This is a genomic window from Mesorhizobium sp. J428, assembly GCF_024699925.1.
Taxonomy (GTDB): Bacteria; Pseudomonadota; Alphaproteobacteria; order Rhizobiales; family Rhizobiaceae; genus Mesorhizobium_A.
The window spans coordinates 102,422-128,827 of the sequence record NZ_JAJOMX010000001.1 but is presented as its reverse complement, the minus strand read 5'-3'; the positions used below and the strand labels follow the sequence as shown (position 1 = coordinate 128,827).

Below are 26,406 nucleotides of genomic sequence, written 5' to 3'. Positions count from 1 at the left end.
GGCCTCTTTCTGCACGTGATAGAACCCCGGTCGTATTCCATTGGGAGTCCCGTCATGCGCCTCGTATTCGCCACCGTCGCACTCGCCCTGTTGGGCGCTGCCGCGCCCGCCCTTGCCCAGGAGGCGATCACGCCTCTCGTTGACGCCGCCTGGGTCAAGGAACATTCGGGCAAGGACAACGTCGTCATCATCGACATCCGCGACAAGGTCGCGGAGACGGAGCTCGGCGACAAGCCATATCTGGCGAACGCGGTCGTCGCTCCCTACGCCACGGCCGGCTGGCGCACCGAGGTGCAGGGCATCCCCGGCATGCTGCCGCCGGTCGAGAACCTCGCCAAGCTGATCGGCGATCTCGGCATTGACAATGACGACCATGTGGTGATCGTGCCGTGGGGCACCGATTCGACCGAGTTCGGCGGCGCGACCCGCGTCTACTGGACGTTCAAATATCTCGGCCATGAAGAGGTCTCGATCCTCGACGGCGGCTGGCGCCAGTATGACGCCGCCGGCGGCGAGCGCGTGGCGGAAGCCGCGAAGCCCGAGGCCGCCACGTTCACCGTGTCGTTGAACGACAAGATCCGCGCCACCACCGCCGATGTGGAGGCCGCCCTCAAGGCCGGCACCAAGCTGATCGACGGCCGCCCGACCGAGCAGTACGAGGGAAAGTCGAAGAGCCCGATCGTGCGCGCCGAAGGCACGCTGCCAGGCGCCGTGAACATCAAGCACAGCGACTTCTACAGCGCCGAGAACGCGGAATATGCGACGCCTGAGACGATCAAGGCGTTGTCGGAAGCGGTTGGCCTGGCCAAGGACCAGGAGAACATCGTGTTTTGCAACACCGGCCACTGGGCCTCGGTGGCGTGGTTCGGCCTGAGCGAGATCCTCGGTAACAAGAACACCCGCATGTATGACGGCTCTATGGCCGAGTGGGCCTCGGACCCGGCGCGTCCGCTTGAGGACAAGACCGGCTCCTGAGCGACTTGCCCGCACTTCATTCCCGACGATAAGGAAAGGATGTCCGGAGCGATCCGGGCATCCTTCGTTTGACGTGGATTGTATCGCATGACCGACATCGCGGCCGCGCCGCCCAAGTATCTTCCGCCCGTCACGATCGACGGCGCGCCGGCCAAAGTGGCGGGGGCCGCCTTCGTCGTCGGCTTCCTCGCCATCGCCTGGCTGGTCGACCTGCGACAGGCCGCGCTGTTCCTCGTTGGCGGGGGCCTGGGCGTGGCGCTGTATCACGGGTCGTTCGGCTTCACCGGCGGCTGGCGCCGCTTCGTCGTCGAGGGCCGGGGCAGGGCGATCCGTGCGCAGATGCTGATGATCGCAGTGACCACCGTGGCGATGATCCCGCTCCTGTCGGCCGGCAGCCTCGGCGGGCAGCCGCTGGTCGGCGCGCTGGCGCCGGTCGGCGTCTCGGTGCTGGTGGGAGCGGCGATCTTCGGCCTCGGCATGCAACTCGGCGGTGGTTGCGGCTCGGGCACGCTGTTTACGGTGGGCGGCGGGTCGGCGCGGATGCTGGTCACGCTTGCCTTCTTCGTCATCGGCGCCGTGATCGGCACCGCGCACCTGCCGTGGTGGCTGGAACTGCCGTCCTGGCCTGCGATCAGCCTCGGCCAAACCTTCGGTGTCGCGACGGCGGTGCTGATGACGCTGGTGGGACTCGGCCTTGTCGCGCTGGTCTCGGCGCTGGTCGAGCGGCGCATGCATGGCGACATCGAGCGCGAGCCTGCGCCGAAGCGGCCTGGCTGGACGTGGCTGGTGCACGGCCCGTGGCCGCTGGTCGGCGCCGGTCTCGCACTGGCGATCCTCAATATCGTGACGCTGCTGCTCGCCGGCCATCCCTGGTCGGTGACGTTCGGCTTCGGCCTGTGGGGCGCCAAGATCGCGCAGGGCATCGGCATACCGGTCGAGACCTGGGCGTTCTGGAACTGGCCCGGGCCGCAGAAGGCGTTGAATTCCAGCGTGCTGGACGACGTCACCTCGGTGATGGATTTCGGCATCATCCTTGGTGCCGGCCTTGCCGCAAGCCTTGCCGGAAGCTTCGCACCGCAGGCCAAGCTGCCAATTGGCTCGCTGATGGCGGCGATCATCGGCGGCTTGCTGATGGGCTATGGCGCTCGGCTCTCCTTCGGCTGCAACATCGGCGCGCTGTTCAGCGGCATCGCCTCGGGCAGCGTGCATGGCTGGGTGTGGTTCGCGGCCGCCTTCGGCGGATCTCTGGTGGGCGTGTGGCTGCGCCCCGCCTTCGGCCTCGACGGGTTCCGCAAATGAGCGGGCGCAACACGATCCTGTTCGGCGCGGCACTCGCAGCAGCGACCGCTGCGGTGGCGGTCGATCACTATAACCATCCGGTCCAGCGCGCTGCCGTTCCCGCTGCCGCGAGTTCGGGCGCGGCTCCCTGTGCTGCCGGCGCACCGTGCGCCGCCGCCGCACCGTCCGCGCCGGCTGCAGCTCCTGCAGCAGCGCCCTGTGCGGCGGGCGCGCCATGTTCCGCCGCCCAGCCGGCAAAGCTCGCACCGCCGCCGCCACCGGCCAAGAAGCTCGCTCCACCTCCGCCGCCGGCGAAGAAACTGCCGCCTCCGCCGCCGCCGGGCGTCCAGCCGCCGGGAACATCCGGATGAGTGCCGAGGCGCGGGACCGGGCGCTGGCCGAGATCGCCTTCTGCGAGGGGGTGCTCGCCAAGGCGGGCCTGAACGTCCTGTCGGAAACGTTCCGCGAGGTCGACGGCATCACGGCATGGGAGCACTATCCGCCGGGCGACGTGTTCGATCCCGCGACGGGGTCGCAGTGGTTCTATCATTGCCATCCCGCCGAGGAGGGCGCCGCTGAGCACGGCCACTTCCATTGTTTTGTGCGCCCTGATGGCGTTGGCGGTCCGATCCATCATCTCGCGGCGATCGGCGTGGATGCCTACGGAAGGCCACTGCGGATCTTTACCGTCAACCAGTGGGTGGTCGGCGACGACTGGCTGGACGCGGAACCCACGATCGCGCTGCTGTCGCGCTTCGACGTGCAGATGCCGAGGCCGTCTTATCTCGTCAACCACTGGCTGACCGCGATGTTCGTTGCGCACGAGGAGCGGATCGCGGACCTGATCCATGCGCGGGATGCGGCGATCTCGGGCCATCGGCCCCAGGATGACACGCCTGCCCGCCAGGACCACGCGCTGGAAGTGACGTCGGAGTTTGTCTTTCAGCCTGCGGCGGCCTGACGCCTCAATCCCGCCGCACGGCGATCTATCCTGCACCCGCCTGTCTGGTCGCCGCAGCGCGGCCGCAAACCCCTGGAGTGCCCATGCGCCTGGCCCTTGCCGTCCTGCTCGCCTTCGCCGCGTCGCCCGCACTTCCGCCACCTGTTCGCCGATCTCCAGCAGCGCGCGAATCCTCGCGTCGCCGGACTATGAGGACATCCATCCCGACTGGAGCGACGGCAGCCGGATCGGGCTTTCCTGGTCGCTCGATCTTATCGGCGAGGAGCAGGGGGAGGACGGCGACTATTACCTGATCGGCGACCTGATCGATCCGAGCGGCGACGTCGTCACCGAAAGCGTGTTCGTGTCCGAGATGGAATGGGAATGCGACGCCGACTGAGGCTCAGCCGAGCAGCGCCAGCCAGACCAGCACCAGAAGGCTGGTCAGCGCGCCGTTGAGACCCATGGCGATGCCGGCGAAAGTGCCGGCGATCTCCGACACCTGGAAGGCGCGCGCCGTGCCGATGCCGTGCGAGGCCACGCCGACGGCGAAGCCGCGCGCGGCGTAGTTCGTGATCTTCAGCGCGTTCATCAAGGGTGTCACGACGACGGCGCCGATGATGCCGGTCATCACGACGAGCACGGCGGTCAGCGCCGGAATGCCGCCGAGGCTCTTCGACAGTTCCATCGCGATCGGCGCTGTCGTCGATTTCGGTGCGAGCGAGGCGAGCACGTCGGCCGGCGCGCCCAACGTCCAGGCTATGGCGACCGCGCTTACGGCCGCCGTCACCGAACCGGCGAGGAGTGCCGCGGCCATCGGCAGCAATGCACGGCGGACCATGGCGAGGTTGCGCCAGAGCGGGATCGCAAGCGCCACCGTCGCCGGGCCGAGCAGGAAATGCACGAACTGCGCGCCCTCGAAGTAGGTGGCGTAGTCGGTTCCGGTGGCGATCAGGAGTACGGCGAGGATCGCCGCCGCGATCACGACCGGATTGGCGATCGGACGCCTGCCGAGGCGCGCCGCAATCCAGTCGGCCGCGACATAGGCCGCGAGCGTCGCCGTCAGCCAGGTCAGCGGCGAGGCGGAAAGATAGACCCAGATCGAGACGATGTCTGGCCTCATTCCGCATCCTTCCCCTGCAGCCGGGCGACGAGGAGGAAGACGCCGACCGTGACCAGCAGCGTCAGCACGGTCGACGCGATCAGGGCGACGGCGAGCGTGAGGCCGAAATCGCGCAGCACCGGGCCGTATTGCACGATGCCGACCGCCGCCGGCACGAAGAGCAGCGACAGGTTGCGCAGGATCGCGCCCGATGCTGCGTCCAGCCCGTCGTCCGGTCCCTTGCGCCAGACGAGGAGGACGAACATCAGCGCCATGCCCACGACCGGGCCGGGAAAGGCGATTGCCGGATAGACCGAGCGGGCGACCAGAACGATCGTCTCGCCGGCCAGCTGGCACACAAGCAGCGCGAGGATCGCGCGGGGAAGGTTGAGCGGCGCGGCGGGAGGAGGAGAGGGATCGCCGCCGGCGGTCATCGCGCCGTTCTCAGAGAATGACGAGGAGCTGCTGCGTCGGCCAGCCGTCGGCGGGCAGGCCGAGCTCGGCCTGGACCTTCTGCAGCGCGGTGCGCGTGCCAGTGCCCAGCACGCCGTCGATCTTGCCGACGTCGTGGCCGCGCGCGGCAAGCTTCTCCTGCAAGTGCTTCATCTCCTCGATGGTCAGCGCCCGGTCCGGATTGCGCTTGTCGTAGGCGGGTTCGCCGGCGAAGCGGGCGGCGAGATGGCCGGCCGTCAGCGTGTAGACGAAGGACTGGTTCCATTCGAGATAGACGTCGAAGTTCGGATAGATCAGGAAGGCCGGACCCTTCCGCCCCATCGGCAGGACGAGGCTCGACGGCTGGGCGTCGGCCGGCAGCGGCGAGCCATCGCGGGCGGTGACGCCGGCCGCGGCCCAGTGCGAGCGCGGATGCTGGTTCTCGCGGCCGCTGTCGGCCCAGTCCATCTCGGCTGGGACGCGCACTTCCTGCATCCAGGGCTCGCCCGCGCGCCAGCCCATCGACTTGAGGAAGTTGGCCGTGGTCATGATCACGTCGGCGGGGTCGTTGCGCAGGTCGACGAGCCCGTCGCCGTCGCCGTCGCGGCCCTTCTCGAGGTAGTCGGAGGGCAGGATCTGCGTTTGGCCGAGCTCGCCGGCCCAGGCGCCCTGCACGTCGGCCGGCAGCACGCCGCGGTCGATCAGGGTCAAGAGCGGCACGATCTGCGGGCGGAAGAGTTCGGGCCGGCGGCAGTCATGCGCAAGTGTCGCGAGTGCGCTCAGCGTGTGGAAGTCGCCCTGCACGGCGCCGAAATCCGTCTCCAGCGCCCAGAAGGCGGCGATGACCGGGCCGGGCACGCCGTATTCGGCCTCGGCGCGGGCGAAGACATCGGCATATTTCTTCAGGTTCGCGGCACCCTGTTTCAGGCGGTAGCCCGAGACCATGCGGCTGGAGAACTCGATGAAATTCTGAGCGAACACTCCCTGCGCGCGGTCGCGTGAGAGGACTCTCGTGTCCATCTGCACTCCGGCAAGGGCCTCGAGCCCGCGTTCGCCGACGCCCGCCGTTTGCGCTTCCGCGCGCATCCCGTCCAGCCAGGCGTTGAAGTCGCCGCCGCAGGTCTGGGCGAAGGCGGGGCCGGCAAGCAGCGTAAGGGCCGTGGCAGCCGCGAGGGCGTGTCTCATCATGGGTCGTCTCCGGGTTGCTGCGTGCGTGACAGCATGCGGTCCGGGCATAAATGCGGCATGGCCGCCAATCAATGCGCATTCTCCTGGAGCCATTTGCGCCAGGACGAAGCAGAACCGTTGAAGACGTTGATGTCGGCGTCTCCCGGGATGCCGGGTACGGTGCCCGTGCCGGTATACTGCCAGAAGACGAAGGGGTGGTCGCCGTATTTCTCGGTCGGATGGCCGGCGGTGGAGCGCAGCCAGAATGGATAGCCGCGGAAGGCCGACAGGCCGTTGCGGTCAAAGAAGGCGGGGTCGGTGTAGATGATCGGCCGCTTGCCGTAGTGCTTCTGCACCATGTCGAGGAAGACGCGCATCTCCGCGCGCACCGTCTCGGGCGGCGGCCGCAGCCGGCAGGTGGGCGAGAGGTGGTTCCACTCCATGTCGAGCACCGGAGGCAGCGCGCCGCGCTCCTTCGGCACGTTGCGGATGAACCATTCGGCCTGTTCGGAGGCCGGGCGGCAGAAATAGAAGAAATGATAGGCGCCGCGGGGCACGCCGGCCGCGCGCGCATTCGCCCAGTGCTCCTGGAACTTGTCGTCGACGCGGTCGCCGCCCTCGGTCGCCTTCACGAAGGCGAAGGAGATGCCCTTTCCCTTGGCGGAGTGCCAGTCGACCTTGTTCTGGTATTTGGAGACGTCCGTGCCGTGGACCGCGTAGTCCCAGGGCTTGCGCGCCTGCCAGTCATGTGGGTCGCGGTCGCCGAAGCGCGGGCCGGACACGACCGGCGTGTCCGCTGAACCGGGCGCAAGATCCTGCAGTCCGCCGCCCGAGCAGGCAGCGAGCGTTGCAATGACGAAGAGGGCCGCGAGACGGCGCATGGATACTCCGAGGCGAGGCAGCCGCGGATCGGCCGCAGCGGCCAACACAATGGATAGCCGGGATTGTGCGAAACTGGCCGGAAGGACTTCGGCCGATTGGCCCGATCCGCACGCCATTGATTTTTCCCCGTGCCGCGCCCAAGACTTGCCGCCACGGATCGGGCGCGAGTTCGGCAAATCCAAGGCAGGGGGCGGGATATGAGGCTGATCGGCAAGCTGCTCAAATGGCTGGCGATCCTGGCGGCGGTGATCGTGGTGGTCTTTGCCGGCTGGCTCTACGTTGCGCCTCCCGCGCTGATCCAGGTGGCGGCGGGCTATTCCGCCAAGATCGTCTGCTCCAACGTCTTCATCGCCGACCGCGACCAGCACGAGGTGCTGAAGGTCGACGTGCAGGCGCCTGGCCATCCGATTCTCGGCCTCATCGCGATGAATGTCGATCGCGAGGCCAAGAGCGCACATGCGAGCCTTCTCGGCATGTTCGGCGGCGGACTTGCCGTGGCGCGCGAAGGTGCCGGCTGTGCCTCGGTGCCGGATGGCGACGAGGCCGCGGCGAAGCTGGCGCCCGTGCCGGCCGCGGCGGGCGAGGCCTCGCAGGCGCTGTGGCCGGAAGGCGAGACGGTCGAGCCGTCGCAGGATCCTGCCGTCACGGCGATCCTCGACGATCCCGGCATGATGGGGCCGGGCTTGCGCGCCGTAGTTGTAGTCAAGAACGGACGGATTGTCGGTGAGCGCTATGGCGAGGGCTTCTCGGAGACCACGCCTCTGCTCGGCTGGTCGATGACCAAGACGGTGACGGCGGCCATTATCGGCACGCTGGTGCGCGAGGGAAAACTGAGCCTCGACGACACCGGCCTGTTCGAGGCCTGGAAGGCTGACGGCCGCGGCGCGATCAAGCTGCGCGACCTGATGTCGATGTCGAGCGGGCTGGAGTTCAATGAGGACTATGGCGACGTGACCGACGTCACGCGCATGCTTTATCTCGAGCCGGACATGGCCGCCTTCGCCGCCGCCAAGCCGCTGGCGCACGAGGTCGGCAAGGTATTCTCCTATTCCAGCGGCACCACGGTGATGCTGTCGCGCATCTGGCAGAACGCGGCCGGCGCCGATGCGCTCGCCTGGCCGCGGCGCGAGCTGTTCGATCCGATCGGCATGCGCAGCGCCGTGCTGGAGGCCGATGCGCGCGGCACTTTTGTCGGCTCGTCCTACCTCTACGCCACCGCGCGCGACTGGGCCCGCTTCGGCCAGTTACTGCTGCAGGACGGGCTGTGGAACGGCGAGGCGGTCCTGCCGGCCGGTTACGCCGCGATGATGCGCGCGCCGTCGAGCGCTGCGCCGGCGGAATACACCCAGGGCCAGATGTGGCTGAACGGTCCCTCGGCCGGAACGCCGGACGGCCAGGACCCCGATGCCGGTTTCGACCTGCCGGCCGATACCGTCTGGGCGCTCGGCCATGACGGACAGTCGATGGCAATCGTGCCGTCGAAACAACTCGTCGTCGTGCGGCTGGGGCTCACGCCCTCGAAGCTCGGCTATAAGTCGCAGGCGATTTTGGCAGCGCTGGTCAAGGCTTTGCCTTAGGCATACGGTCAGCGGGGTAGGCCCACGATCGCATGCACTGCATAGCCGCGGAATAGCGATTCATATTCGAGGCTTGCGCCGGTTTGCCGCGAGATCGATTCAAGCACTTCGCGCAGGTCGTCGCGCGGGGCGACGTGGAATCTGGCGAGCCACGCGCGAAGTGCGGCGCGGAACCATCCCGGCAGGCGTTCCTGCCGGCCGAAGTCGACGATATGCAGCGAACCGCCCGGCGCGAGGACCCGCATCGCCTGGCTGACGCAGCGCTTCCAGTCGGGGATCATCGACAGCGAATAGGAGATATAGACGCGGTCGAAGGCGGCGCGGCCGAACAGCGCCTGCGGATCGAAGTCCGTCGCGTCCGCCTCGGCGAGGCGCACCTTGTCGCCGAGGCCGGCGCGGGTAAGCGAGGCCTGCGCCGTCTCAAGCATCTGCGCCGAAATGTCGAGGCCGAAGAGCTGCGCCTGGCGGTGCCGGCGCGTGGCGAGCGCGAGATTGCGGCCGGTGCCGCAGCCAAGCTCCAGCACCGTGGTGCCTGGCCCGGCGTCGAGCCGATCGATCATTCTGTCGCGGCCGAGCAGGTAGTATTTGCGGGTCAGGTCGTAGACGTGCCGCTGCCAGCGATAGACGTCGTCCATCAGCGCGGCGTGGGTCTCGGTCACGGCCATGTCAGCGTTTCGCATAGAGGTGGAAGCCGCCATAGATCGCCGAGCGGTCGCGTGCGGAAAGCTCGCGCGACTGCTCTTCGCGATAGTCCCACTGGTCGAGAATCGCGGACGAGACGCGGCCCGGCAGCAGCGTCGGCGCGGCCGCCGTGCGGAAGATGACGCGGGCGCCGGGTGCCGCGGTCCGGGTGATCTCGCTCCACAGCGCATTGAGCTGGGCATCCGTCATCCAGTCCTGCGCGTCGAGCAGGATGTAGCGGTCGACGCTGGCGGCCGGCTTGCCGGCGAGCAGGTCGATATAGTTGGCGTGGTGGACCGTGACGCGTTCGGTATTGGCGCGGATCGCCGCGAAATGGCGCGGCTCGAGATAGCGGGGCAGGGCAGCCTCGCCCTGCGCCGGATAGCGGCGGGCGAAGGCCTGCCAGGCGAAGTAGTTGTCGGCGAGCGGGAAGTGGCAGGCGAGCTTCTCCAGCCGGTCGCGCAGCACGCCGGCCATGCCGTCTTTGCCCGCCGTCACCAGTGCGTCGTACTTGCGCCGGCGGAATGCCGAGGCCGAACAGCGAGGCCTTTCGCGCCGTTGCCATGCGGATCAGCCGCCGGTCGAACAGCGGCGCGAGCTGCTCGCGGAAGAAGCGTTTCTGGTCGGCAACCGTCTTGGCCTGCATCAGGCCGGCCGGGTCGACGCCGTGCAGCTTCGCCGCGCGATGGCCGAGTGCGATACAGAAGCCGAGCAGGCCGGTGCGGTAGAAGTTGCGGTCGAACACCGAGATGCGGCGGCGGCCGAGCAGATCGCGCTTCTCCCAGTAGGCGCGGCTCGCGGCGTCCAGATGCGGCGCGACGAAGCGGTCGTAGGCGAGCGCGTTGTGGTCCGCGCCCGAGGCGCCGAAGAAGCGGGCGAAATCCTGCTGGCCGGGCAGATGCCGGGCGGCGGCGAGCTTCAGCCGGTTCAGCGCGACATGGGCGGCATTGAGGTCGACCACGTCGATGCGCGCCGGCGAGGCGGTGAGATAGGCGAGCATGTTGCAGCCGCCCGAGGCGATCGTGACGACGCGATGGCCGGCACCGAGCTCCATCGCCTCCATGTCGATCTCGGGATCCTCCCAGATCTGCGGATAGACCAGGCCGGAGAAGAGCAGCGCGAACAGGCGCTCCGACAGGCCGTCCTTGCTGAGTGCCTTGTGCTGGTAGACGGCGCGGCCGACATGGCGCCGCGTGGCGATGCCGGAACCTGCGGAAATGTCGGTCATGGCGCGAATCCCTGCTGAGCGGTGATCCCGTGCCTATGAAGGTCTGATGACGCGCGGTTGACGCCTCGATGACGCGACGATGACGGCGTTGTCGAAAACCGCTTGACGATAGGCGATCTTCTATATAACAAGTTGTTTATATAAAGGAGACGTAATGGATGAGGGATCTCGATGCGGGGTTTGCGGCACTCGCCGACCCGACCCGGCGGGCGATCCTCGCCCGGCTGGCGAGCGGGGAGGTGACGGTGATGGAACTGGCGAAGCCCTTCGCGATGAGCCAGCCGGCGATCTCGCGGCACATCAAGGTGCTGGAGGAGGCCGGCCTGGTGATGCGCCGGGCGGAGGGCACGAAGCGGCACTGCCGCATCGCGCCCGAGGCGATCGATGAACTCGATCGCTGGCTGATCGGGCTGCGCGACACGCTTTCGAGGAACTACGCGCGGCTCGACGCGCTTCTGGCAACGATGGATGACGGAAAGGGAGAGAGATGAGCAGACTGAGTTTAAAGATCGAGGGCGACACCCATGTCGTCGTCACCCGCCGCTTCGCAGCCGCGCCGAAGGCCGTGTTCCGGGCACACACCGAGGCAGAGTTGATGCAGAAATGGATGCTCGGGCCGGAGGGCTGGACCATGCCGGTCTGCATCAGCGAGCCGAAGCCTGGCGGGAGGATCCGCTGCGAGTGGAGCGACGGCAAGGGCGGCGGCTTTTACCTGACCGGCGAATACATCGCCGTCGAGCCCTACAGCCGCACCGTCCATGTCGAGCGGATGTTCCTGCCCGACCCGACCCCCGACAACCATGTAGAGACCGACTTCAAGGCCGACGGACAGGGCACCCTGCTCACCATGCGTATGACACTGCCCGATGCCGAAGCCCGAGCCGCGATGCTCGCCTCCGGCATGGAACACGGCATGGAGGCAAGCTATGCGCGGATGGAGGAGATGCTGGCGGGCGCCCCGGCGTAGGCGTCCGCCTTGCGTCCACGCAAGGTCTCGACCATCCTCCCGTTCTGACAGGAGGAACAAATGGTTCGACGCGACTTCGACCCCGCGACCGTCACGCCCGACGGTCGCCCGCCCGCCAAGGCGCGCCTGTTTGACGGCACGCAGGTCGGTCCGTATCGCGGTTCGGTGAACGGCGAGGCCCTCGGCGCGGCAGTGACCGTGTTGACCTATGGCAATGACGAACCGGGCCTCGGTCCGGTCCTTCACATCCACCCTTATGACGAGGTGTTCGTCATCACGCAGGGCCGGGCCCGCTTCTTCGTCGGCGACCAGGTGATCGACGCCGCGGCCGGCGATACGGTGCTCGGGCCCGCCGGCGTGCCGCACCGCTTCGTCAACCTCGGCCCGGGGCGGTTGCAGACGATCGATATCCACCACTCGCCGAGGTGGATCCAGACCAATCTGGAGTAGGGTCGGTCAAACTGATCCAAATCCCCCCGGCGTCGGCGTGGTGACGATGACGGCCTCGCCGGCTTCCAGCACCGTCTGGTCGCAGGCGCGCAGCGTTTCGATCCGGCCGTCGAGGCGCCGAACCTCTGTCTTGCCGACCTGGCCGTCGCCGCCGCCCGCCACGCCACGTGGGGGCGCGCCGCGGTGCGAGGAGAGGATCGCGCATTCCATCGTCTCCAGGAAGCGGATGGTGCGCCTGGTGCCGTCGCCGGCGTTCCAGTTGCCCTTGCCGCCGGACTCCTTGCGGATGTGGAAGTCCTCCAGCAGGACCGGGAAGCGCAGTTCGAGGATTTCCGGGTCGGTCAGACGAGAATTCGTCATATGCGTGTGCACGCCCGACGTGCCGTGGAAGCCCGTGCCGTCGTTGAAGCGGCCGGCCGGCGAGCCGGAGCAGATCGTCTCGTAATATTGATACGTCTCGTTGCCGTAGGTCAGGTTGTTCATCGTCCCTTGCGCATTGGCCAGCGCGCCCATGGCGCCGAACATCGCATTGGTGACGTGCTGCGAGGTCTCGACATTGCCGGCCACCACGGCGGCCGGGTAGGTCGGGCGCAGCATGCAGCCATCAGGGATGATGATGTTGATCGGCCGCAGGCACCCGGCATTCATCGGGATGTTGGCCTCGACCATGACGCGGAAGGCGTAAAGCACGGCCGCGCGCGCGACCGGCTCCGGTGCGTTGAAGTTGTTCTTCATCACCGGCGAGGTGCCGGTGAAGTCAACTGTCGCCTCGCGCTTGTCGCGGTCGACCGTGATCCTCACTTTGATCGTCTGGCCGGTGTCCGTCGGATAGTCGTAGGTCGACTCGTCCGGCAGCGACAGCAGCACGCGGCGCACGCTCTCGGCGGCATTGTCCTGCACATGGCCCATATAGGCCTCCACCACGTCGAGCCCGAAATGCTCGACCATCTTGCGCAGCTCCGCCACGCCCTTCTCGTTGGCGGCGATCTGGGCCTTCAGGTCGGCGATGTTCTGATGCGGATTGCGGGCCGGGTAAGGGTGGTCTGTCAGGAGGGTGTGCAGCTCCTTCTCGCGGAAGCGGCCGCGGTCGACGATGCGGAAATTGTCGAACAACGCGCCTTCCTCGTCCACGGTCGTGGCGAGCGGCGTCATGGAGCCGGGGGCTGTGCCGCCGACGTCGGCGTGGTGGCCGCGCGAGGCGGTAAAGAAGAGGATCTCCTCGCCGGCCGGGTCGAACACCGGCGTCACCACCGTGATGTCGGGCAGGTGCGTGCCGCCATTGTAGGGCGCGTTCAGCGCGAAGACGTCGCCCGGATGGATGTCGCCCTCGTTCAGCCGGATGATCGTCTCGACCGAGCGGTCCATCGAGCCGAGGTGCACCGGCATGTGGGGCGCGTTCGCCACCAGAGCGCCCGTGCGGTCGAACACGGCGCAGGAGAAGTCGAGCCGCTCCTTGATGTTCACCGAATAGGCGGTGTTCTGGAGCGTGACGCCCATCTGCTCGGCGATTGCCATGAACAGGTTGTTGAACACTTCCAGCATCACCGGATCGGCCTCGGTGCCGAGTGCGGCCTTGCGGCGCTTTTTGATCGTGCGCCGCAGGAGCACGTGGTCCTGCGCGGTGATCTCGGCCTGCCAGCCGGGCTCGATCACGATGGTCTGGTGGCTCTCGATCATCAGCGCCGGCCCGGCGACGCGGTTGCCGGGTTTCAGCTCGTCGCGGCGGAAGATGCCGGCGTCGCGCCATTCGCCTTCCGCGAAGACCGGCCGGGTGAGGCGGGCGGCGAGGGTCTCGTCCACGATCTCGCGCGCGGTCTCGTCCCGGCCGGCCACGCGGCCATCATGCCCCTGCAGGTCGATCGATTCCACGATCATCGGCTTGTTGTCGTAGACGAAGCCGAACTGCGCCTTGTGCGCCACCTCGAAGTCGGCGCGGGCCTTCTCGACCGAGCGCTCCGCGAAGTTGATCGGCAGCGCGGTGTCGGTGCCGTCGTAGCGGATCATTAGGACGGGCCGCCAAGCGATGGCGTCGTCCGGGACGCCCTGCGCCCGCAGTTCCTCGAACACCATCTCGCCGAGGCTCCCGATAAGCGCATCGATCTCCGCCACCGAGTCCTGCGTCAGTGGCTTGATCAGCGCCTGCTGGCGCGAGGCGAACACGGAGGCGAGGCCGATGCCGTAGGCTGACAGCAGGCCGGAGAATGGATGCACCAGCACTGCCTCCATGCCGAGCGCATCCGCGACAAGGCAGGCGTGCTGGCCACCCGCGCCGCCGAAGCAGTTGAGCAGATATTCGGTGACGTCGTAGCCGCGCTGGACCGAGATCTTCTTGATCGCGTTCGCCATGTTCTCGACCGCGATGGTGATGAAGCCCTCGGCCACCGCTTCCGGCGTGCGGCCGTCGCCGATTCTGGCGGCCAGGTCGGCGAACTTCGCCCGCACCACGTCCGTGTCGAGCGGTTCGTTCTGGTCCGGGCCGAAGATCGCCGGAAAGAAATCCGGCTGCAGCTTGCCGAGCATGACGTTGGCGTCGGTGACGGCGAGCGGGCCGCCGCGGCGATAGCAGGCAGGGCCGGGATTGGCGCCGGCCGAATCCGGGCCTGCCTGGAAGCGCCCGTCGGCATAGTGGAGGATCGAGCCGCCACCGGCTGCAACCGTATGGATGCGCATCATCGGCGCGCGCACCCTGACGCCCGCCACCTCGGTGTCGAAGGCGCGCTCATACTCGCCGTCGTAATGCGCGACGTCGGTCGAGGTGCCGCCCATGTCGAAGCCGATGACCCTGTCGAAGCCGGCGAGCCTGGCCGTCTCGACCATGCCGACCACACCGCCAGCCGGGCCGGACAACAGCGCGTCCTTGCCCTGGAACATGTCGGCGGCGGTCAGGCCGCCGGAGGACATCATGAACATGAGGCGAGGGGATTGTGGTTGGCCAATCTCCCCCTCAAGGAGGGAGATTGACGTCGTGCCAAGCTCCCCCGCCACCCTCTGCACGTAGCGCGACAGGATCGGCGACAGGTAGGCGTCGACGACGGCCGTATCGCCCCGGCCGACCAGCTTGATCAGCGGCGAGACCTTGTGGCTGACCGATATCTGGCTGAAGCCGATGTCGTGGCAGAGCGCCTCGGCGCGGCTTTCGTGGTTGGGATATTTCCACGCATGCATGAAGACGATGGCGACGGCGTCGATGCCGTCGGCTTTCGCGGCGGCGACCTCGTCGCGTACCGCATCGAGATCGAGCGCTGTTTCCAGTGTCCCGTCGACGCGCACCCGCTCGGGCACCTCGACGACGCGCTCGTAGAGCTGCTCGGGCAGGATGATCTGCTTGGCGAAGATGTCGGGCCTGGCCTGGTAGGCGATGCGCAGCGCGTCGCGGAAGCCCTTGGTGACGAGCAGGAGCACGCGGTCGCCCTTGCGCTCCAGAAGCGCGTTGGTGGCGACCGTCGTGCCCATCTTGACGTCGCCGATCAAGCCGGCGGGGATCGCTTCTCCGGGCTTCAGACCAAGCAGGTCGCGGATGCCCTGCACGGCGGCGTCGCGATAGGCCTCGGGGTTCTCGGACAGCAGCTTGCGCGGGTGCAGCGAGCCGTCGGGCGCCCGGCCGATGACGTCGGTGAACGTGCCGCCGCGGTCGATCCAGAAATCCCAGCTCTCCTGCATGGCGGTATTCTCCCTCGGTCACGCTTGCCATCGTCATATCGCGAGAATATGGTCATGTCATCGATATTTTATCGACATCTTATGAATGTGAGACTCGAATGACAGCAGGCAAGCAGACAATCGGTCCCGTTGTTTCGGCGGCGCATCTCGCGGATGGCGCGCTGCCGCCGCTCTCCGAGGTCGAATTTGCGCTGACCATCGTCTCCAACGCGTTCCAGCGCTGGATGGTCCGCGGCATGGCCGCTGCCGGCGTGCCGGGACTGACGCCGATCGAGGTCTTGATCCTGCACGCTGTCAACCATCGCGACCGCGAGAAGACGCTCGCGGACCTGTGCATGATGTTCAACATCGAGGACACCCACATCGTCGCCTATGCGCTGAAGAAGCTCGAGGGCCTCGGCCTCGTCGCCGGCGGCAGGCGGGGCAAAGAGCGGACGGCCAAGGTCACGCCGGCCGGCGCCGAGACCTGCCGCCGCTACCGCGACATCCGCGAGGCGCTTCTGGTCGACAGCGTCCAGCGGCTCAATTTCGACGGCGGCGAACTCTCCGCGATTGCGGCGCTGATGCGCGCGCTGTCCGGGCAGTATGACCAGGCTGCCCGCGCCGCCTCCAGCATGTGACGACAAACGTTACCATCCGTCACACAACGTTACGAAACCTCGTTCCGAGGCCGGCGTTCCCATCTCGACTGCCCGAAGGGGCGTCTCACCGAAAGAAAGTCGTTTTCTGAAGGAGATGGACGATGAAGAAACTGATCCTTGCTTCCGCCGCCGCTGTCGCCCTGTTCGGCGTTGCCGCCTGCAGCGATACCGACACCACGACGACGCAGAGCGTCGATCCGCCGGCGCAGACCACCCCGGCTCCGTCCGATCCGGCTGCAACGCCGACACCGGCTCCGCAGGCACCTGCTGAAGAGATGCAGCCTGCGACGCCCACTACGCCCGCTCCGAGCGAGTAACGGCGGGCGCCATGACCGACAGGGCCGGGCTCGTCCCGGCCCCTTTTTCATGCGGCGGGTTTGCGACACTGGGTCGCCGTCATGGCGGCCACGAGGTCTCGCCTCTGGCGAGGTTTCGTCGTATTGCAGCGCAATGTCGATCTGGTCGCGCCTTGGCGATTTCGTCTCGAGGGTTTCGGGCACAGCCTTTTCGGGCGTGATCGAGGCCCTTCGCACCGTGTTCGAAGGCGACCCGGCGCTTCGCCGCAAGGTTGCTTTCTCCATCGCCATGATCGCGCTGTCGGCCAAGATGGCCAAGGCCGACGGAATCGTCACCCAGGACGAGGTGCGCGCCTTCCAGCAGATCTTCTCCGTCCCGGCGGAGCAGGTCCGCAACGTCGCGCGGCTCTACGATCTCGCAAAGGAGGACATCGCCGGCTTCGAGTCCTATGCGGCGAGAATGGCCGCGCTCTTCAACGAGGATGCCGACCGCGCCGAGGTGCTGGAGGATATCCTCGACGGCCTGTTCCACATCGCCAAGGCCGATGGTTTCGTGCATGAGCGCGAGGTCGGATTCCTGAGGCGCACAGCGGAGATCTTCGCTTTCGGCGAGCGCGAGTTCGAGCGCATCCTGGCGCGACACACGCTCGCCACAGGCGCCAATCCCTACCAGGTGCTCGGCGTGTCGACATCGGCGTCGCTGGACGAGGTGCGGCGGCGCTACCGGACGCTGGTATTGCAGAATCATCCCGACCGGCTGATCGCACGGGGCATGCCGGAGGAATTCATCGCCATCGCAACGCGGCGGCTCGCCGCGATCAATGTCGCGTTCGAGGCGATCGAACAGACGCTCGCACGGGTATGAGCGGGTTCGTCGCCGATTTCGTGGGCGCGGAGGTGAGGGTTTCCCCGAACTTCGGCCCCCGGCGGGACGTCTCGCGCGCGGACATGATCATCCTTCATTACACCGGCATGGAGACGGGCGCGGCTGCGGAGGAATGGCTGTGCAATCCGGCCAGCGAGGTGTCCTCCCACTATCTGGTTCATGAGGACGGACGCGTCGTCCAGATGGTGCGGGAGGCAGATCGGGCTTGGCATGCCGGCCGAAGTTCCTGGCAGGGAGCCACCGACATCAACTCGCGCTCGATCGGCATCGAGGTCGTCAATCCAGGCCCGCTCGCCGGCCATCCGCCATTTTCCGACACCCAGATCGAGGCGGTCATCGCGCTCTGCCGTGACATTTCCGCCCGTCTCGACGTTCCGGCCGCGCAAATTCTCGCCCATTCCGATGTTGCCCCCGGACGAAAAATCGACCCAGGCCCGGCGTTTCCCTGGGAGACGCTCCACGCCGCGGGAGTGGGGCATATGCCTGGGGTGGTTGTGGCCGCCGCCGCCGATCCGATCGCACCAGGTGACGAGGGTGCGCGGGTGGAATGCCTTCAATCCATGCTCAACCTTTATGGCTATGGAATTGAAATCACTGGATGTTTCGATGCGCCCACGAAGACGGTCGTCGAGGCGTTCCAGCTGCATTTCCGTCGCCGCAAGGTCGACGGCGTCGTGGATGCGGAGACACACGCTTTGCTGACAGCGCTGGTCGGGGAGCTGCCCGAACTACCGCTGGGTTAGCAAAACCAGGCTCTGTCGGAATATTTCCTTCCGTCTTCAAATGTTATTTCCCGGACCCAATTGGCGGCGCAATGGCCTGCGAGATCGCTTGCCGTCCAACCGTCGAAGTATGCGAAAATGACTTCGACAATTTCAACTATATCGGCGCGCTCAGGCAAAGGCCGATATCTGTAAAGAGAACAACAAATACATGATGAAGGTGACCATTGCGGCAGCTTTTGCTGCCAGCATGATGAGTTTTGCTGTGTCTGCCCAGGAGGCGCCGGGAAATTCGTATACGAGCTCTCAGGTCGCGGCCTCCGCCAAGGAGAAGTCGCGGAAAGGTGAAGTGACGCGCGGCGTAGCCAGCGCGCCCGTGGGGCGTGGCCGCATGTCGGCAGTCGTTCCGCATCAGGAGGCTTCCGCCGCGAAGAAGGTCGCGTCCGACCGCAAGGGCCGCACCGTTGTCAGTTTCGACGATCGCGGCCTGGCCTCCCTACCCGAGGTCGATGGGCAGACGACGGGCGCGATCCCGGCCGGCAAGCGGCCCGAACTTGTCGCCAAGGCGCGGAAGGGAGAGACGGTCACCGGCGGCCGCGCATCGGGCAGCTACGGCGACATCATCGCCCGCTACGCATCGACCTACGGCGTGCCGGTGTCGCTCGCTCATGCCGTGATCCGCGTGGAGAGCAACTATCGCGTCAACGCCCGCGGCAGCGCCGGCGAGGTCGGGCTGATGCAGATCAAGCCGTCGACGGCGCGCGGCCTCGGTTACTCCGGCTCGCTGAAGGGACTCTACAATCCCGAGACCAACATCAAATACGGGATGAAATATCTCGGTATGGCGCACAAGCTCGGCGGCGGGACGACCTGCGGGACGATCCTGAAATACAATGCCGGCCACGGCGCCAAGCGCATGAACCCGGTGTCGGCCGCCTATTGCTCGAAGGTGAAGCGTCATCTGAGCAGTTGATGACGCAGTGCCGGCCGGCGGAAATCCCGCGCGCAGCCTTGCAATTCGCGCGGGGAACGCCTTTATGCGCAACGCCAGCCGGCCGGGTGGCCGCGACCGCGAGAGCCGAAAGGCTGCGGTCGAGGAAAGTCCGGGCTCCATGGAAACACGGTGCCGGCCAATTGCCGGCGGGGGCGACCCCAGGGAAAGTGCCACAGAGAGCAGACCGCCTCGCCTTAGGGCGGGGCAAGGGTGAAAGGGTGGGGTAAGAGCCCACCGCGCGACCGGCAACGGGAGCGGCACGGCAAACCCCACCGGGAGCAAGACCGAATAGGGACGACGCGCGGGGCGACCCGCGGGCTGTTTCCGGCCCAGTCGTCCGGGTGGGTTGCGTCAGGCGTCCAGCAATGGCCGCCGAAGATGAATGGCCACCGCGTCGCGCCGTCCGCAAGGACACGCGGCCATACAGAACCCGGCTTACAGGCCGGCTGGCGCTTTTTTCGCGGGAGAACGGCGGCTGTTCGAGGCAATGGCGTGACCCCTCGTCACGCCGACCTTGAACATCGGCAGCGTTGGCAGGGCTTGGCGGGATCAATCCGCGCCCTGCGACCATACCTGCGCCACCGCCTTGAGAGATTCCCCGAAGCTATTTCAGGGTCCCTATGATCACGCACTGCATGCTGCCGCTGGCCGCATTGAAGTATTCGGCAAGGACGAACGGGTAGCTCCGGCAATGGCCGGCGAGAGCCGGAAATCCGGGCACTAACGGTTCGTTAGCCTTAATCGCTCATAAACGTGGGAAGCTTGGGCGAGGCTGTCTTCCGGTCGTGCGCAGCCCGGTTCGAGTAGCCATTTCCCTTTGACGCCCATTCTGTCCCATGTTATCCCATAGCTGCAATCAAGACTTCGTTTCGGTGACGGGTTCCATGTGTCCCGAACGCGCGGTGGCAGGGTCCGCGCGGAGTGGAACGCATGTCCTGATTTCGAGCGGCGGTGGGGCTCTCGAGGGACTGCGCGCAGGCGCGGACGGCGAAATGAACGGAAGCGGGACGATACCGGCGCATGGATCGTTTTTTGTCGAGCGCGGTGAACAGGATCGATGCCAAGGGACGGGTCTCCGTTCCCGGCGCCTTCCGCGCGCTCGCGGCGAAGCGCGGCTATCACGAGCTCTACGCTCTGCGGGCGCTGGACGAGCCGGCGCTGGATGTCGGCGGAATGGATCTCCTGGAGCGCTACGAGCGGCAGCTCGAACAGACGAACCCGTTCCTGCGGACTGCGGACGACATGTCCGCCTATGTGCACGGGGAAGGGACCTTCCTGAAGCTGGACGGGGACGGGCGTATCACGATGAGCGATTTCATCCGCGAGCATACGGGGATCACCTCGGAGGTCGGCTTCCTCGGGCGCGGACAGTTCTTTCAGATCTGGGAGCCGGAGCGCATGCGCCAGCATCTGGCACAGGTAAGGGCCCGGCTCACCTCTCTTCGGCAGGCCGCGCAGGCGGGCTCGCCCGGAGCCTCGGAATGATGGCGGACCCCGGCGTTTCCGACGCCGGTGGCGGACCGGTCCGCCACATTCCGGTGCTTCTCGACGAGGTGCTGGCAGCGCTCCAGGCTGGCCCACGTATGCTCGTGGTCGACGGAACCTTCGGCGCGGGCAGTTACACCAGAGCCATCCTCGATGCCGGCGCCGACGTTGTGGCGATCGACCGCGATCCCAACGCGATCGCCGACGGCCGCGCGCTTGAGGCCGCCTCGGCCGGGCGGCTCAGGCTGGTGCACGGGCCGTTCTCGCGCCTCGACGAACATGCGGGCCAGCCGGTGGATGCCGTCGTGCTCGACATCGGCGTATCCTCGATGCAGATCGATGAGGCCGAGCGCGGCTTCTCGTTCCGTCACGACGGCCCGCTCGACATGCGCATGGCGCAGCGCGGCGTAACCGCCGCTGATGTGGTCAACACCTACAAGCCGGGCGACCTCGCCCGCGTGTTCGGCTTCCTCGGCGAGGAGCGGCATGCCGGCCGCATCGCCCGCATGATCGAAAAGCGGCGGGCGTCGAAGCCGTTCGCGACGACGCTCGACCTGGCGCAGGCAATCGAGACCCTCGTCGGGCGCAATCCGAAGGATCGCATCCATCCGGCGACGCGCGTCTTCCAGGCGCTGCGCATCCACGTGAACGACGAGCTCGGCGAGCTTTCGCGTGCGCTTATGGCGGCCGAGCGGGCGCTGAGGCCCGGCGGGCGGCTCGCGGTCGTCACCTTCCATTCGCTCGAGGATCGCATCGTCAAGCGCTTCCTCGCCGACCGCTCCTCGCAGGGCGGCGGCTCGCGCCACCTGCCGCAGGCGCAGCTGATCCCGGCGACGTTCGAGAAGCCCGCACAGGTGGTCGCCGCGTCCGACGTCGAGGCCGAGCGCAACCCCCGCGCCCGTTCCGCCAAGCTGCGCAGCGCGGTGCGCACCGATGCAGCGCCGCGCCGCGAGGATGTTTCGCTGTTCGGGCTTCCCGATCTTCCCGACATTCGCCAGCCGGACGAGAGGTAGTTGCCGTGTTCCGCATGCGACCGATATCGTTCTGATCGCGGTGATGGTGGCGGGGGCCGCCTTCACCTACAACACCAAGCACCAGGTCGAGGCGCAGCTCTCCGAGGTGCGCAAGATCGAGGCGATGATCCGCTTTGAACAGGATTCGCTGACGATCCTCAAGGCCGACTGGAGCCTGCTCACGCAGCCGGCACGCCTGCAGAAGCTTACCGAGATCTATCAGGACGAGCTGCAGCTCGCGCCGCTCGACGCGCATCAGGTGGTGGGTGTGGATGACCTGCCCGCCAAGCCGGTCGAGATGGAGATCATACCGTCCACCCGCGTCGACGGCATGGCGGAAGGCAAGACAGACAAAGTAACCACGGGCGGAGTCGTAAGGTGATGATCAAGCGTCTCTTGGCCTCCAAGCCTGCCGCCGCGCCAGTGGCTTCCGCCGGTTCGATCGTGGTCGATGCACGCCGCAAGGCCGGCGGACGGACGAAGAACCGCGTGCTGATGACGATGGCGATCTTCTTCGGCATCTACGGCGTGATCGCCGGCCGCCTCGTCTATCTCGGGCTGCAGGAGCCCGGCGCGACCGTGGCGCCGTCCGTGCGCGGCCTCGCCGCGCGCCCCGACATCGTCGACCGCAACGGCGAGGTGCTCGCGACCGACATCAAGACCGCGTCGCTCTATGCCGAGCCGAAGAACATCATCGACCCGGACGAGACGCTGGAGCTTCTCTCCACCGTCCTGCCGGACCTAGAGCCGGAGCAGACCTACAACAAGCTGAAGAGCGGTTCCGGCTTCGTCTGGCTGAAGCGACAGCTTTCGCCGAAGCAGCAGGCGGACATCATGGCGCTGGGCCTGCCGGGCATCGGCTTCCGCACCGAGACAAGGCGGTTCTACCCCGGCGGAGAAACCGCCTCGCATATCCTCGGCCTCGTCAACATTGACAACCAGGGCATTGCGGGACTGGAGAAATACATCGACAGCCAGGGGCTTGCCGACCTGCGCGAGCTCGGGCTCGCCACGTCGGGCAACCTCGCTCCCTTCCGCACCACGCTCGATATCCGCGTGCAGCACATCGTCCGGGACGAGGTGAAGAATGCGCTGGATCGCTACCATGCGATCGCGGCCGGCGCGGTCGTGCTCAACGCCAAGACCGGCGAGATCGTCGCGATGGCCTCGGTGCCGGACTTCAACCCAAACAATCCGGTCGGCGCGCACGACAAGGACAAGTTCAATCGCATGACGGCGGGCACGTTCGAGATGGGCTCGACCATCAAGAGCTTCACGACCGCGATGGCGCTCGATTCCGGCAAGGTGAACCTGCAGAGCCGCTTCGACGCGACGCGCCCTATCACCATCGGCCGGCAGACGATCCGCGACTTCCACGGCAAGGGCAGGGTTCTCACCGTGCCGGAAGTGTTCATTTACTCCTCCAACATCGGCTCCGCGCGCGAGGCCGACGTGGTCGGTGTCGAGGGACACCGCGAGTTCCTTCACCGCATGGGCCTGCTCGACCGCATGACGATCGAGCTGCCCGAGGTCGCCAGGCCGTCCGAGCCGAAGGTCTGGAAGAAGGTGCATTCGATCACGGCGGCGTTCGGGCACGGCTTCTCCACCACGCCGCTGCAGACCGCCGTCGGCGCGGCCGCGCTGATGAACGGCGGCTACCTGATGAACCCGACCCTCCTGCCGCGGACGGAGGAACAGGCCAAGGCCGGCGCCACCAAGGTGGTGAACGACAAGACTTCCGCCGACATGCGCTATCTCTATCTCCTGAACGCGACCGCCCCGGGCGGCTCGGGCAAGCGCGCCACCGTTCCCGGCTATCGGGTCGGCGGCAAGACGGGCACCGCCGAGAAGGTGGTCAACGGACGCTACTCGACAAACGTCCGCTTCAACGCCTTCGTCGCGGCGTTCCCGATGGACGATCCGCAATACATCGTGCTGTCGATCGTGGACGAGCCGAAGCCGGAAAAGCCCGGCATGGGCGCCACAGCAGGCCTCAACGCGGCCCCGATCGTCTCCAACATCATCCGCCGCTCGGCGTCACTGCTTGGCGTGAAGCCCGAATTCGGTCAAACAAATGAGGCGTTGCTTGTTTCTTCACAGTGATTCCCGGGGGATCGGGGGCAACGTTTCTTGAACAGGCATTTGATGCATCTGAAGGATTTTGCCGGAATTCTGCCGCTGGGCGACGGGTCGACCGCGTCCGTCGAAGTGCTTGGGCTGACCGCTGATTCCCGTGGCGTCGCGCCCGGATTCCTCTTTGCCGCCCTGACTGGAACGAAGGCTGACGGCGCGTCCTATGCCGCTGACGCGGTGGCGAAGGGCGCATCGGCCATCATCGCCGCGCGCAACGCCGCGCTCGGCGATCTCCCGATTCCGATCCTGCGGGTAGACGATCCAAGGCACACGCTCGCGCTCGCCGCCGCGCGCTTCTACGGCGCGCAGCCGGCGACGATGGCCGCGGTCACCGGCACGAGCGGCAAGACCTCGGTCGTCTCCTTCCTACGCCAGATCTGGGCGCATGCCGGGCTCCAGGCGGCCAGCATCGGCACGACGGGCGTCGTGGCGCCCGGCCGCGACGACTACGGCACGCTGACCACGCCCGATCCCGTCGCGCTGCACCTCCTGCTCAGGGAACTGGCAGACGTGGGCGTCACCCACGCCGCGATGGAAGCCTCCAGCCATGGGCTCGACCAGCGCCGTCTTGACGGCGTGAAGCTGTCGGCCGCCGGCTTCACCAATCTCGGCCGCGACCACATGGATTATCATCCGACGGTCGAGGACTATCACCGCGCCAAGCTGCGCCTGTTCGACACGCTGCTGCCCAAGGGCGCGCCGGCGGTGATCTTCGCCGACGACGCTTGGTCCGAGCCGACGGTCGCGGCGGCGAACAAGGCCGGCCGGATCGTGCTCACGGTCGGGCGCAAGGGCGATTTCCTGCGCCTCAAGCGCCTGGAGCATGAGCGCCATCGCCAGCGCGCCGAGATCGAATTCTCCGGCGCACTCTACGAGGTCGACCTGCCGCTTGCCGGCGATTTCCAGATGTCGAACGCGCTCGTTGCCGCCGGCCTCGCCATGGCGACCGGCGTCAAGGCCGAGACAGCACTCGCAGCACTCGAGCATCTCAAGGGCGCGCCCGGGCGGCTCGACCTCGTCGGCACCACGCGAAGCGGCGCGCCGGTCTATGTCGACTATGCGCACAAGCCCGAGGCGCTGGAGAACGTGCTCCTGTCGGTGCGGCCGTTCACCACCGGCAAGGTGGTGGTCGTGTTCGGCTGCGGCGGCGACCGCGACAAGGGCAAGCGGCCGATCATGGGCGGCATCGCCAGCCGGCTTGCCGACATCGTCATCGTCACGGATGACAATCCGCGCTCCGAAGTTCCTGCAACCATCCGCGCCGAGATTCTCGCCAATGCGCCCGGCGCGATCGAGATCGGCGACCGCCGCGAGGCGATCCGCCATGCGATCGACCTGCTCGGCGCCGGCGACACGCTGATCGTCGCCGGCAAGGGGCATGAGGAAGGCCAGACGGTCGGCTCGGTCACGCATCCCTTCTCCGATCATCACGAAGTCCGCGTCGCGCTGACGGGGAGGGCGGCATGAGCCTGCTCTGGACGGCCCAGGCGATGGTCGAGGCGATGGGCGGACGGCCCATCGGCGTGCTGCCGCAGGGCATCACCGGAATCTCGATCGACAGCCGCACGCTGAAGCCGGGCGAAGCCTTCTTTGCCATCAAGGGCGATGCTCTCGACGGGCACGACTTCGCCACCGCCGCCATCAAGGCCGGTGCCGCACTGCTGGTGGTCGCGGAAGGAAAGCTGCCGGCGCTCGGACGCATCACCACGCCGATGATCGTGGTGGACGACGTGCTTGTCGGCCTGGTGAAGCTCGCGATCGCCGCGCGCGCCCGGGCCAAGGGAAAGATCATTGCCGTGACCGGCTCGGCCGGCAAGACGACGACCAAGGAAGCGTTGCGGCACGTGCTGTCGACGGTCGGCTCGGTGCACGCTTCGGAAAAGTCGTTCAACAATCACTGGGGCGTCCCGCTGACGCTCGCCAAGCTGCCGGAAGACACCGACTACGCGATCTTCGAGATCGGGATGAACCATCCCGACGAGATCCGTCCGCTGGTGAAGCTCGTCCGGCCGCATGTCGCGATCATCACGCTGATCGCCGCCGCCCATCTCGGCCATTTCCGCAAGATCGAGGAGATCGCACGCGCCAAGGCGGAGATCTTCGAGGGGATAGAGCCGGGCGGCTATGCGCTGCTGAACCGAGACGACGCGCAGTACAGCTGCTGGAGAAGCTCGCCAAGGCGGCGGGCGTCGCACATATCGTGTCCTTCGGCGAGCAGGAGCGTGCGCATGTGCGCCTGCTCGGCTGCGAGTTGTCGGCGGATCATTCCGACATCGCGGTCGGTATCGGCGGCGACCGGATCGCTGCACGGGTCGGCGCGCCGGGGCGCCACATGGTCCAGAACGCGCTTGCCGTGCTGGGCGCTGCGAAACTCGTGGGAGCGGGCCTTGCCCCTGTCGCGGAGGCGCTCGCCGGGCTTCAGGCCGAAGCGGGACGCGGGCGACGGCACCGCCTGGCCGGCGGCATCACACTCATCGACGAGAGCTACAACGCCAATCCTGCCTCCATGAAGGCGGCGATCGATCTGCTTGACCGGACGGAGCCGCCCAAGGGCGGCCGTCGTATCGCGGTGCTGGGCGACATGCTGGAACTCGGCGCGCATGCCGAGCAGCTGCACGGCGCGCTTGCCGACATCATTGCGCCGACCGCGACGGACCTCGTCTTCCTCGGCGGCGCGGAAATGGCCGCGCTCGCCGCAAGGCTGCCGCCGGAGCGGCTGGGCGCGCATGCGGCCAATGTCGACGAACTGAAGCCGATCGTGCTGTCCGCGCTCCGGCCCGGCGACGTCGTGGTCGTCAAGTCATCCAAGGGCATCGGCTTTTCCAAGCTGGTCGATGCGCTGATCAAGAATTTTCCTGTCGAAGGCGAGAGCCAGAGACGCGCCTGAATTCCGTCCG

At 67.0% G+C, this 26,406-nt stretch carries 24 protein-coding genes, 1 other RNA gene and 2 pseudogenes; 20 read left to right on the top strand and 7 right to left on the bottom strand.

Annotated features, from left to right (window positions below; genetic code table 11):
* Positions 1–54 precede the first annotated feature (54 nt).
* From LRS09_RS00660 to LRS09_RS00645, 4 genes are all read left to right on the top strand, one after another.
* Positions 55–975, top strand: a complete 921-nt coding sequence (locus LRS09_RS00660; protein ID WP_257803637.1) for a sulfurtransferase — start codon at positions 55–57, stop codon at positions 973–975.
* Positions 976–1,062: 87 nt separating this feature from the next.
* Positions 1,063–2,274 (top strand): YeeE/YedE family protein, encoded by a 1,212-nt coding sequence (locus LRS09_RS00655; RefSeq protein ID WP_257803635.1) that lies wholly within the window; start codon positions 1,063–1,065, stop codon positions 2,272–2,274.
* Positions 2,275–2,620: 346 nt separating this feature from the next.
* Positions 2,621–3,214 carry a hypothetical protein gene (locus tag LRS09_RS00650; RefSeq protein WP_257810092.1) on the top strand — a complete coding sequence of 198 codons (594 nt, stop codon included), beginning with the start codon at positions 2,621–2,623 and terminating at the stop codon, positions 3,212–3,214.
* A complete protein-coding gene (locus LRS09_RS00645; protein ID WP_257803634.1) occupies positions 3,189–3,593 on the top strand; it encodes a hypothetical protein in 405 nt (134 codons plus the stop codon). Before LRS09_RS00650 ends, LRS09_RS00645 begins: the two co-directional genes overlap by 26 nt.
* A 3-nt stretch (positions 3,594–3,596) precedes the next feature.
* Here the strand turns inward: LRS09_RS00645 and LRS09_RS00640 are convergent, their stop codons facing one another.
* From LRS09_RS00640 to LRS09_RS00625, 4 genes are read right to left on the bottom strand one after another with little or no spacing between them, the layout of a single operon-like run.
* Positions 3,597–4,316 (bottom strand): LrgB family protein, encoded by a 720-nt coding sequence (locus LRS09_RS00640; protein WP_257803633.1) that lies wholly within the window; start codon positions 4,314–4,316, stop codon positions 3,597–3,599.
* Positions 4,313–4,729, bottom strand: a complete 417-nt coding sequence (locus tag LRS09_RS00635) for a CidA/LrgA family protein (RefSeq protein WP_257803631.1) — start codon at positions 4,727–4,729, stop codon at positions 4,313–4,315. The genes LRS09_RS00640 and LRS09_RS00635 overlap by 4 nt, the downstream gene beginning before the upstream one ends.
* Positions 4,730–4,739: 10 nt before the next feature.
* Positions 4,740–5,963 (bottom strand): lytic murein transglycosylase, encoded by a 1,224-nt coding sequence (locus tag LRS09_RS00630; protein ID WP_374684892.1) that lies wholly within the window; start codon positions 5,961–5,963, stop codon positions 4,740–4,742.
* 20 nt (positions 5,964–5,983) lie between these two features.
* Positions 5,984–6,775: a glycoside hydrolase family 25 protein gene (locus LRS09_RS00625; RefSeq protein WP_257803629.1), complete on the bottom strand. Its 792-nt coding sequence runs from the start codon at positions 6,773–6,775 to the stop codon at positions 5,984–5,986.
* Between the two features lie 198 nt (positions 6,776–6,973).
* On the opposite strand from LRS09_RS00625, the gene LRS09_RS00620 reads away from it, so the two are divergent.
* Positions 6,974–8,353: a serine hydrolase gene (locus tag LRS09_RS00620; protein ID WP_257803628.1), complete on the top strand. Its 1,380-nt coding sequence runs from the start codon at positions 6,974–6,976 to the stop codon at positions 8,351–8,353.
* 8 nt (positions 8,354–8,361) lie between these two features.
* On the opposite strand, the gene LRS09_RS00615 is transcribed toward LRS09_RS00620, so the two are convergent.
* Positions 8,362–9,018 (bottom strand): class I SAM-dependent methyltransferase, encoded by a 657-nt coding sequence (locus LRS09_RS00615; protein ID WP_257803627.1) that lies wholly within the window; start codon positions 9,016–9,018, stop codon positions 8,362–8,364.
* 1 nt (position 9,019) lies between these two features.
* Positions 9,020–10,262, bottom strand: a pseudogene (locus LRS09_RS00610) (DUF3419 family protein).
* Between the two features lie 158 nt (positions 10,263–10,420).
* On the opposite strand from LRS09_RS00610, the gene LRS09_RS00605 reads away from it, so the two are divergent.
* The 3 genes from LRS09_RS00605 to LRS09_RS00595 are packed head-to-tail and all read left to right on the top strand — an operon-like array spanning position 10,421 to position 11,679.
* Entirely contained in the window at positions 10,421–10,753 is a 333-nt protein-coding gene (locus LRS09_RS00605; RefSeq protein ID WP_257803626.1) for a helix-turn-helix transcriptional regulator, read from the top strand.
* The gene (locus tag LRS09_RS00600) at positions 10,750–11,229 is read left to right on the top strand and encodes an SRPBCC domain-containing protein (protein ID WP_257803625.1); all 480 of its coding nucleotides are present in this window, start codon (positions 10,750–10,752) and stop codon (positions 11,227–11,229) included. Before LRS09_RS00605 ends, LRS09_RS00600 begins: the two co-directional genes overlap by 4 nt.
* Before the next feature lie 60 nt (positions 11,230–11,289).
* Positions 11,290–11,679, top strand: a complete 390-nt coding sequence (locus LRS09_RS00595) for a cupin domain-containing protein (RefSeq protein ID WP_257803624.1) — start codon at positions 11,290–11,292, stop codon at positions 11,677–11,679.
* A gap of 6 nt (positions 11,680–11,685) precedes the next feature.
* On the opposite strand, the gene LRS09_RS00590 is transcribed toward LRS09_RS00595, so the two are convergent.
* Entirely contained in the window at positions 11,686–15,339 is a 3,654-nt protein-coding gene (locus LRS09_RS00590; RefSeq protein ID WP_257803623.1) for a hydantoinase B/oxoprolinase family protein, read from the bottom strand.
* Between the two features lie 98 nt (positions 15,340–15,437).
* On the opposite strand from LRS09_RS00590, the gene LRS09_RS00585 reads away from it, so the two are divergent.
* The 12 genes and pseudogenes from LRS09_RS00585 (at position 15,438) to LRS09_RS00530 (ending at position 26,396) form a co-directional block, all read left to right on the top strand.
* A complete protein-coding gene (locus LRS09_RS00585) occupies positions 15,438–15,959 on the top strand; it encodes a winged helix DNA-binding protein (RefSeq protein ID WP_257803622.1) in 522 nt (173 codons plus the stop codon).
* 122 nt (positions 15,960–16,081) lie between these two features.
* Positions 16,082–16,297: a hypothetical protein gene (locus tag LRS09_RS00580; protein ID WP_257803621.1), complete on the top strand. Its 216-nt coding sequence runs from the start codon at positions 16,082–16,084 to the stop codon at positions 16,295–16,297.
* 133 nt (positions 16,298–16,430) lie between these two features.
* Positions 16,431–17,141: a DnaJ family molecular chaperone gene (locus tag LRS09_RS00575; protein ID WP_257803619.1), complete on the top strand. Its 711-nt coding sequence runs from the start codon at positions 16,431–16,433 to the stop codon at positions 17,139–17,141.
* Positions 17,138–17,905, top strand: a complete 768-nt coding sequence (locus tag LRS09_RS00570) for an N-acetylmuramoyl-L-alanine amidase (protein WP_257803618.1) — start codon at positions 17,138–17,140, stop codon at positions 17,903–17,905. The genes LRS09_RS00575 and LRS09_RS00570 overlap by 4 nt, the downstream gene beginning before the upstream one ends.
* Before the next feature lie 190 nt (positions 17,906–18,095).
* The gene (locus LRS09_RS00565) at positions 18,096–18,857 is read left to right on the top strand and encodes a lytic transglycosylase domain-containing protein (RefSeq protein WP_257803616.1); all 762 of its coding nucleotides are present in this window, start codon (positions 18,096–18,098) and stop codon (positions 18,855–18,857) included.
* Between the two features lie 74 nt (positions 18,858–18,931).
* An RNA gene (gene rnpB, locus LRS09_RS00560) (RNase P RNA component class A) lies at positions 18,932–19,332 on the top strand.
* A gap of 566 nt (positions 19,333–19,898) precedes the next feature.
* A complete protein-coding gene (gene mraZ / locus LRS09_RS00555; protein WP_257803615.1) occupies positions 19,899–20,363 on the top strand; it encodes a division/cell wall cluster transcriptional repressor MraZ in 465 nt (154 codons plus the stop codon).
* Positions 20,360–21,376 (top strand): 16S rRNA (cytosine(1402)-N(4))-methyltransferase RsmH, encoded by a 1,017-nt coding sequence (gene rsmH / locus LRS09_RS00550; protein WP_257803613.1) that lies wholly within the window; start codon positions 20,360–20,362, stop codon positions 21,374–21,376. Before mraZ ends, rsmH begins: the two co-directional genes overlap by 4 nt.
* 43 nt (positions 21,377–21,419) lie before the next feature.
* On the top strand, positions 21,420–21,758 hold the full coding sequence (locus LRS09_RS00545) for a hypothetical protein (RefSeq protein ID WP_257803611.1): 339 nt from the start codon (positions 21,420–21,422) through the stop codon (positions 21,756–21,758).
* Entirely contained in the window at positions 21,758–23,479 is a 1,722-nt protein-coding gene (locus tag LRS09_RS00540) for a penicillin-binding protein 2 (protein ID WP_257803610.1), read from the top strand. Before LRS09_RS00545 ends, LRS09_RS00540 begins: the two co-directional genes overlap by 1 nt.
* A gap of 42 nt (positions 23,480–23,521) precedes the next feature.
* On the top strand, positions 23,522–24,976 hold the full coding sequence (locus LRS09_RS00535; protein WP_257810091.1) for a UDP-N-acetylmuramoyl-L-alanyl-D-glutamate--2,6-diaminopimelate ligase: 1,455 nt from the start codon (positions 23,522–23,524) through the stop codon (positions 24,974–24,976).
* A pseudogene (locus tag LRS09_RS00530) lies at positions 24,973–26,396 on the top strand (UDP-N-acetylmuramoylalanyl-D-glutamyl-2,6-diaminopimelate--D-alanyl-D-alanine ligase). The gene LRS09_RS00535 and the pseudogene LRS09_RS00530 overlap by 4 nt, the downstream one beginning before the upstream one ends.
* The last annotated feature ends 10 nt before the right edge of the window (positions 26,397–26,406 follow it).

What these genes read in the sequence shown, in the direction of transcription:
- LRS09_RS00605 (WP_257803626.1), top strand. Translation starts at nt 10,421, where the DNA reads ATGAGGGATCTCGATGCGGGGTTTGCGGCACTCGCCGACCCGACCCGG.
- LRS09_RS00540 (WP_257803610.1), top strand. Translation starts at nt 21,758, where the DNA reads ATGATCAAGCGTCTCTTGGCCTCCAAGCCTGCCGCCGCGCCAGTGGCT.
- LRS09_RS00615 (WP_257803627.1), bottom strand. Translation starts at nt 9,018, where the DNA reads ATGGCCGTGACCGAGACCCACGCCGCGCTGATGGACGACGTCTATCGC.
- LRS09_RS00660 (WP_257803637.1), top strand. Translation starts at nt 55, where the DNA reads ATGCGCCTCGTATTCGCCACCGTCGCACTCGCCCTGTTGGGCGCTGCC.
- mraZ (WP_257803615.1), top strand. Translation starts at nt 19,899, where the DNA reads ATGGATCGTTTTTTGTCGAGCGCGGTGAACAGGATCGATGCCAAGGGA.
- LRS09_RS00655 (WP_257803635.1), top strand. Translation starts at nt 1,063, where the DNA reads ATGACCGACATCGCGGCCGCGCCGCCCAAGTATCTTCCGCCCGTCACG.
- LRS09_RS00570 (WP_257803618.1), top strand. Translation starts at nt 17,138, where the DNA reads ATGAGCGGGTTCGTCGCCGATTTCGTGGGCGCGGAGGTGAGGGTTTCC.
- LRS09_RS00535 (WP_257810091.1), top strand. Translation starts at nt 23,522, where the DNA reads ATGCATCTGAAGGATTTTGCCGGAATTCTGCCGCTGGGCGACGGGTCG.
- LRS09_RS00595 (WP_257803624.1), top strand. Translation starts at nt 11,290, where the DNA reads ATGGTTCGACGCGACTTCGACCCCGCGACCGTCACGCCCGACGGTCGC.
- LRS09_RS00575 (WP_257803619.1), top strand. Translation starts at nt 16,431, where the DNA reads ATGTCGATCTGGTCGCGCCTTGGCGATTTCGTCTCGAGGGTTTCGGGC.
- LRS09_RS00630 (WP_374684892.1), bottom strand. Translation starts at nt 5,963, where the DNA reads ATGCCCGGACCGCATGCTGTCACGCACGCAGCAACCCGGAGACGACCC.
- rsmH (WP_257803613.1), top strand. Translation starts at nt 20,360, where the DNA reads ATGATGGCGGACCCCGGCGTTTCCGACGCCGGTGGCGGACCGGTCCGC.
- LRS09_RS00565 (WP_257803616.1), top strand. Translation starts at nt 18,096, where the DNA reads ATGATGAAGGTGACCATTGCGGCAGCTTTTGCTGCCAGCATGATGAGT.
- LRS09_RS00635 (WP_257803631.1), bottom strand. Translation starts at nt 4,729, where the DNA reads ATGACCGCCGGCGGCGATCCCTCTCCTCCTCCCGCCGCGCCGCTCAAC.
- LRS09_RS00545 (WP_257803611.1), top strand. Translation starts at nt 21,420, where the DNA reads ATGGTGGCGGGGGCCGCCTTCACCTACAACACCAAGCACCAGGTCGAG.
- LRS09_RS00580 (WP_257803621.1), top strand. Translation starts at nt 16,082, where the DNA reads ATGAAGAAACTGATCCTTGCTTCCGCCGCCGCTGTCGCCCTGTTCGGC.
- LRS09_RS00640 (WP_257803633.1), bottom strand. Translation starts at nt 4,316, where the DNA reads ATGAGGCCAGACATCGTCTCGATCTGGGTCTATCTTTCCGCCTCGCCG.
- LRS09_RS00625 (WP_257803629.1), bottom strand. Translation starts at nt 6,775, where the DNA reads ATGCGCCGTCTCGCGGCCCTCTTCGTCATTGCAACGCTCGCTGCCTGC.
- LRS09_RS00620 (WP_257803628.1), top strand. Translation starts at nt 6,974, where the DNA reads ATGAGGCTGATCGGCAAGCTGCTCAAATGGCTGGCGATCCTGGCGGCG.
- LRS09_RS00585 (WP_257803622.1), top strand. Translation starts at nt 15,438, where the DNA reads ATGACAGCAGGCAAGCAGACAATCGGTCCCGTTGTTTCGGCGGCGCAT.
- LRS09_RS00650 (WP_257810092.1), top strand. Translation starts at nt 2,621, where the DNA reads ATGAGTGCCGAGGCGCGGGACCGGGCGCTGGCCGAGATCGCCTTCTGC.
- LRS09_RS00590 (WP_257803623.1), bottom strand. Translation starts at nt 15,339, where the DNA reads ATGCAGGAGAGCTGGGATTTCTGGATCGACCGCGGCGGCACGTTCACC.
- LRS09_RS00600 (WP_257803625.1), top strand. Translation starts at nt 10,750, where the DNA reads ATGAGCAGACTGAGTTTAAAGATCGAGGGCGACACCCATGTCGTCGTC.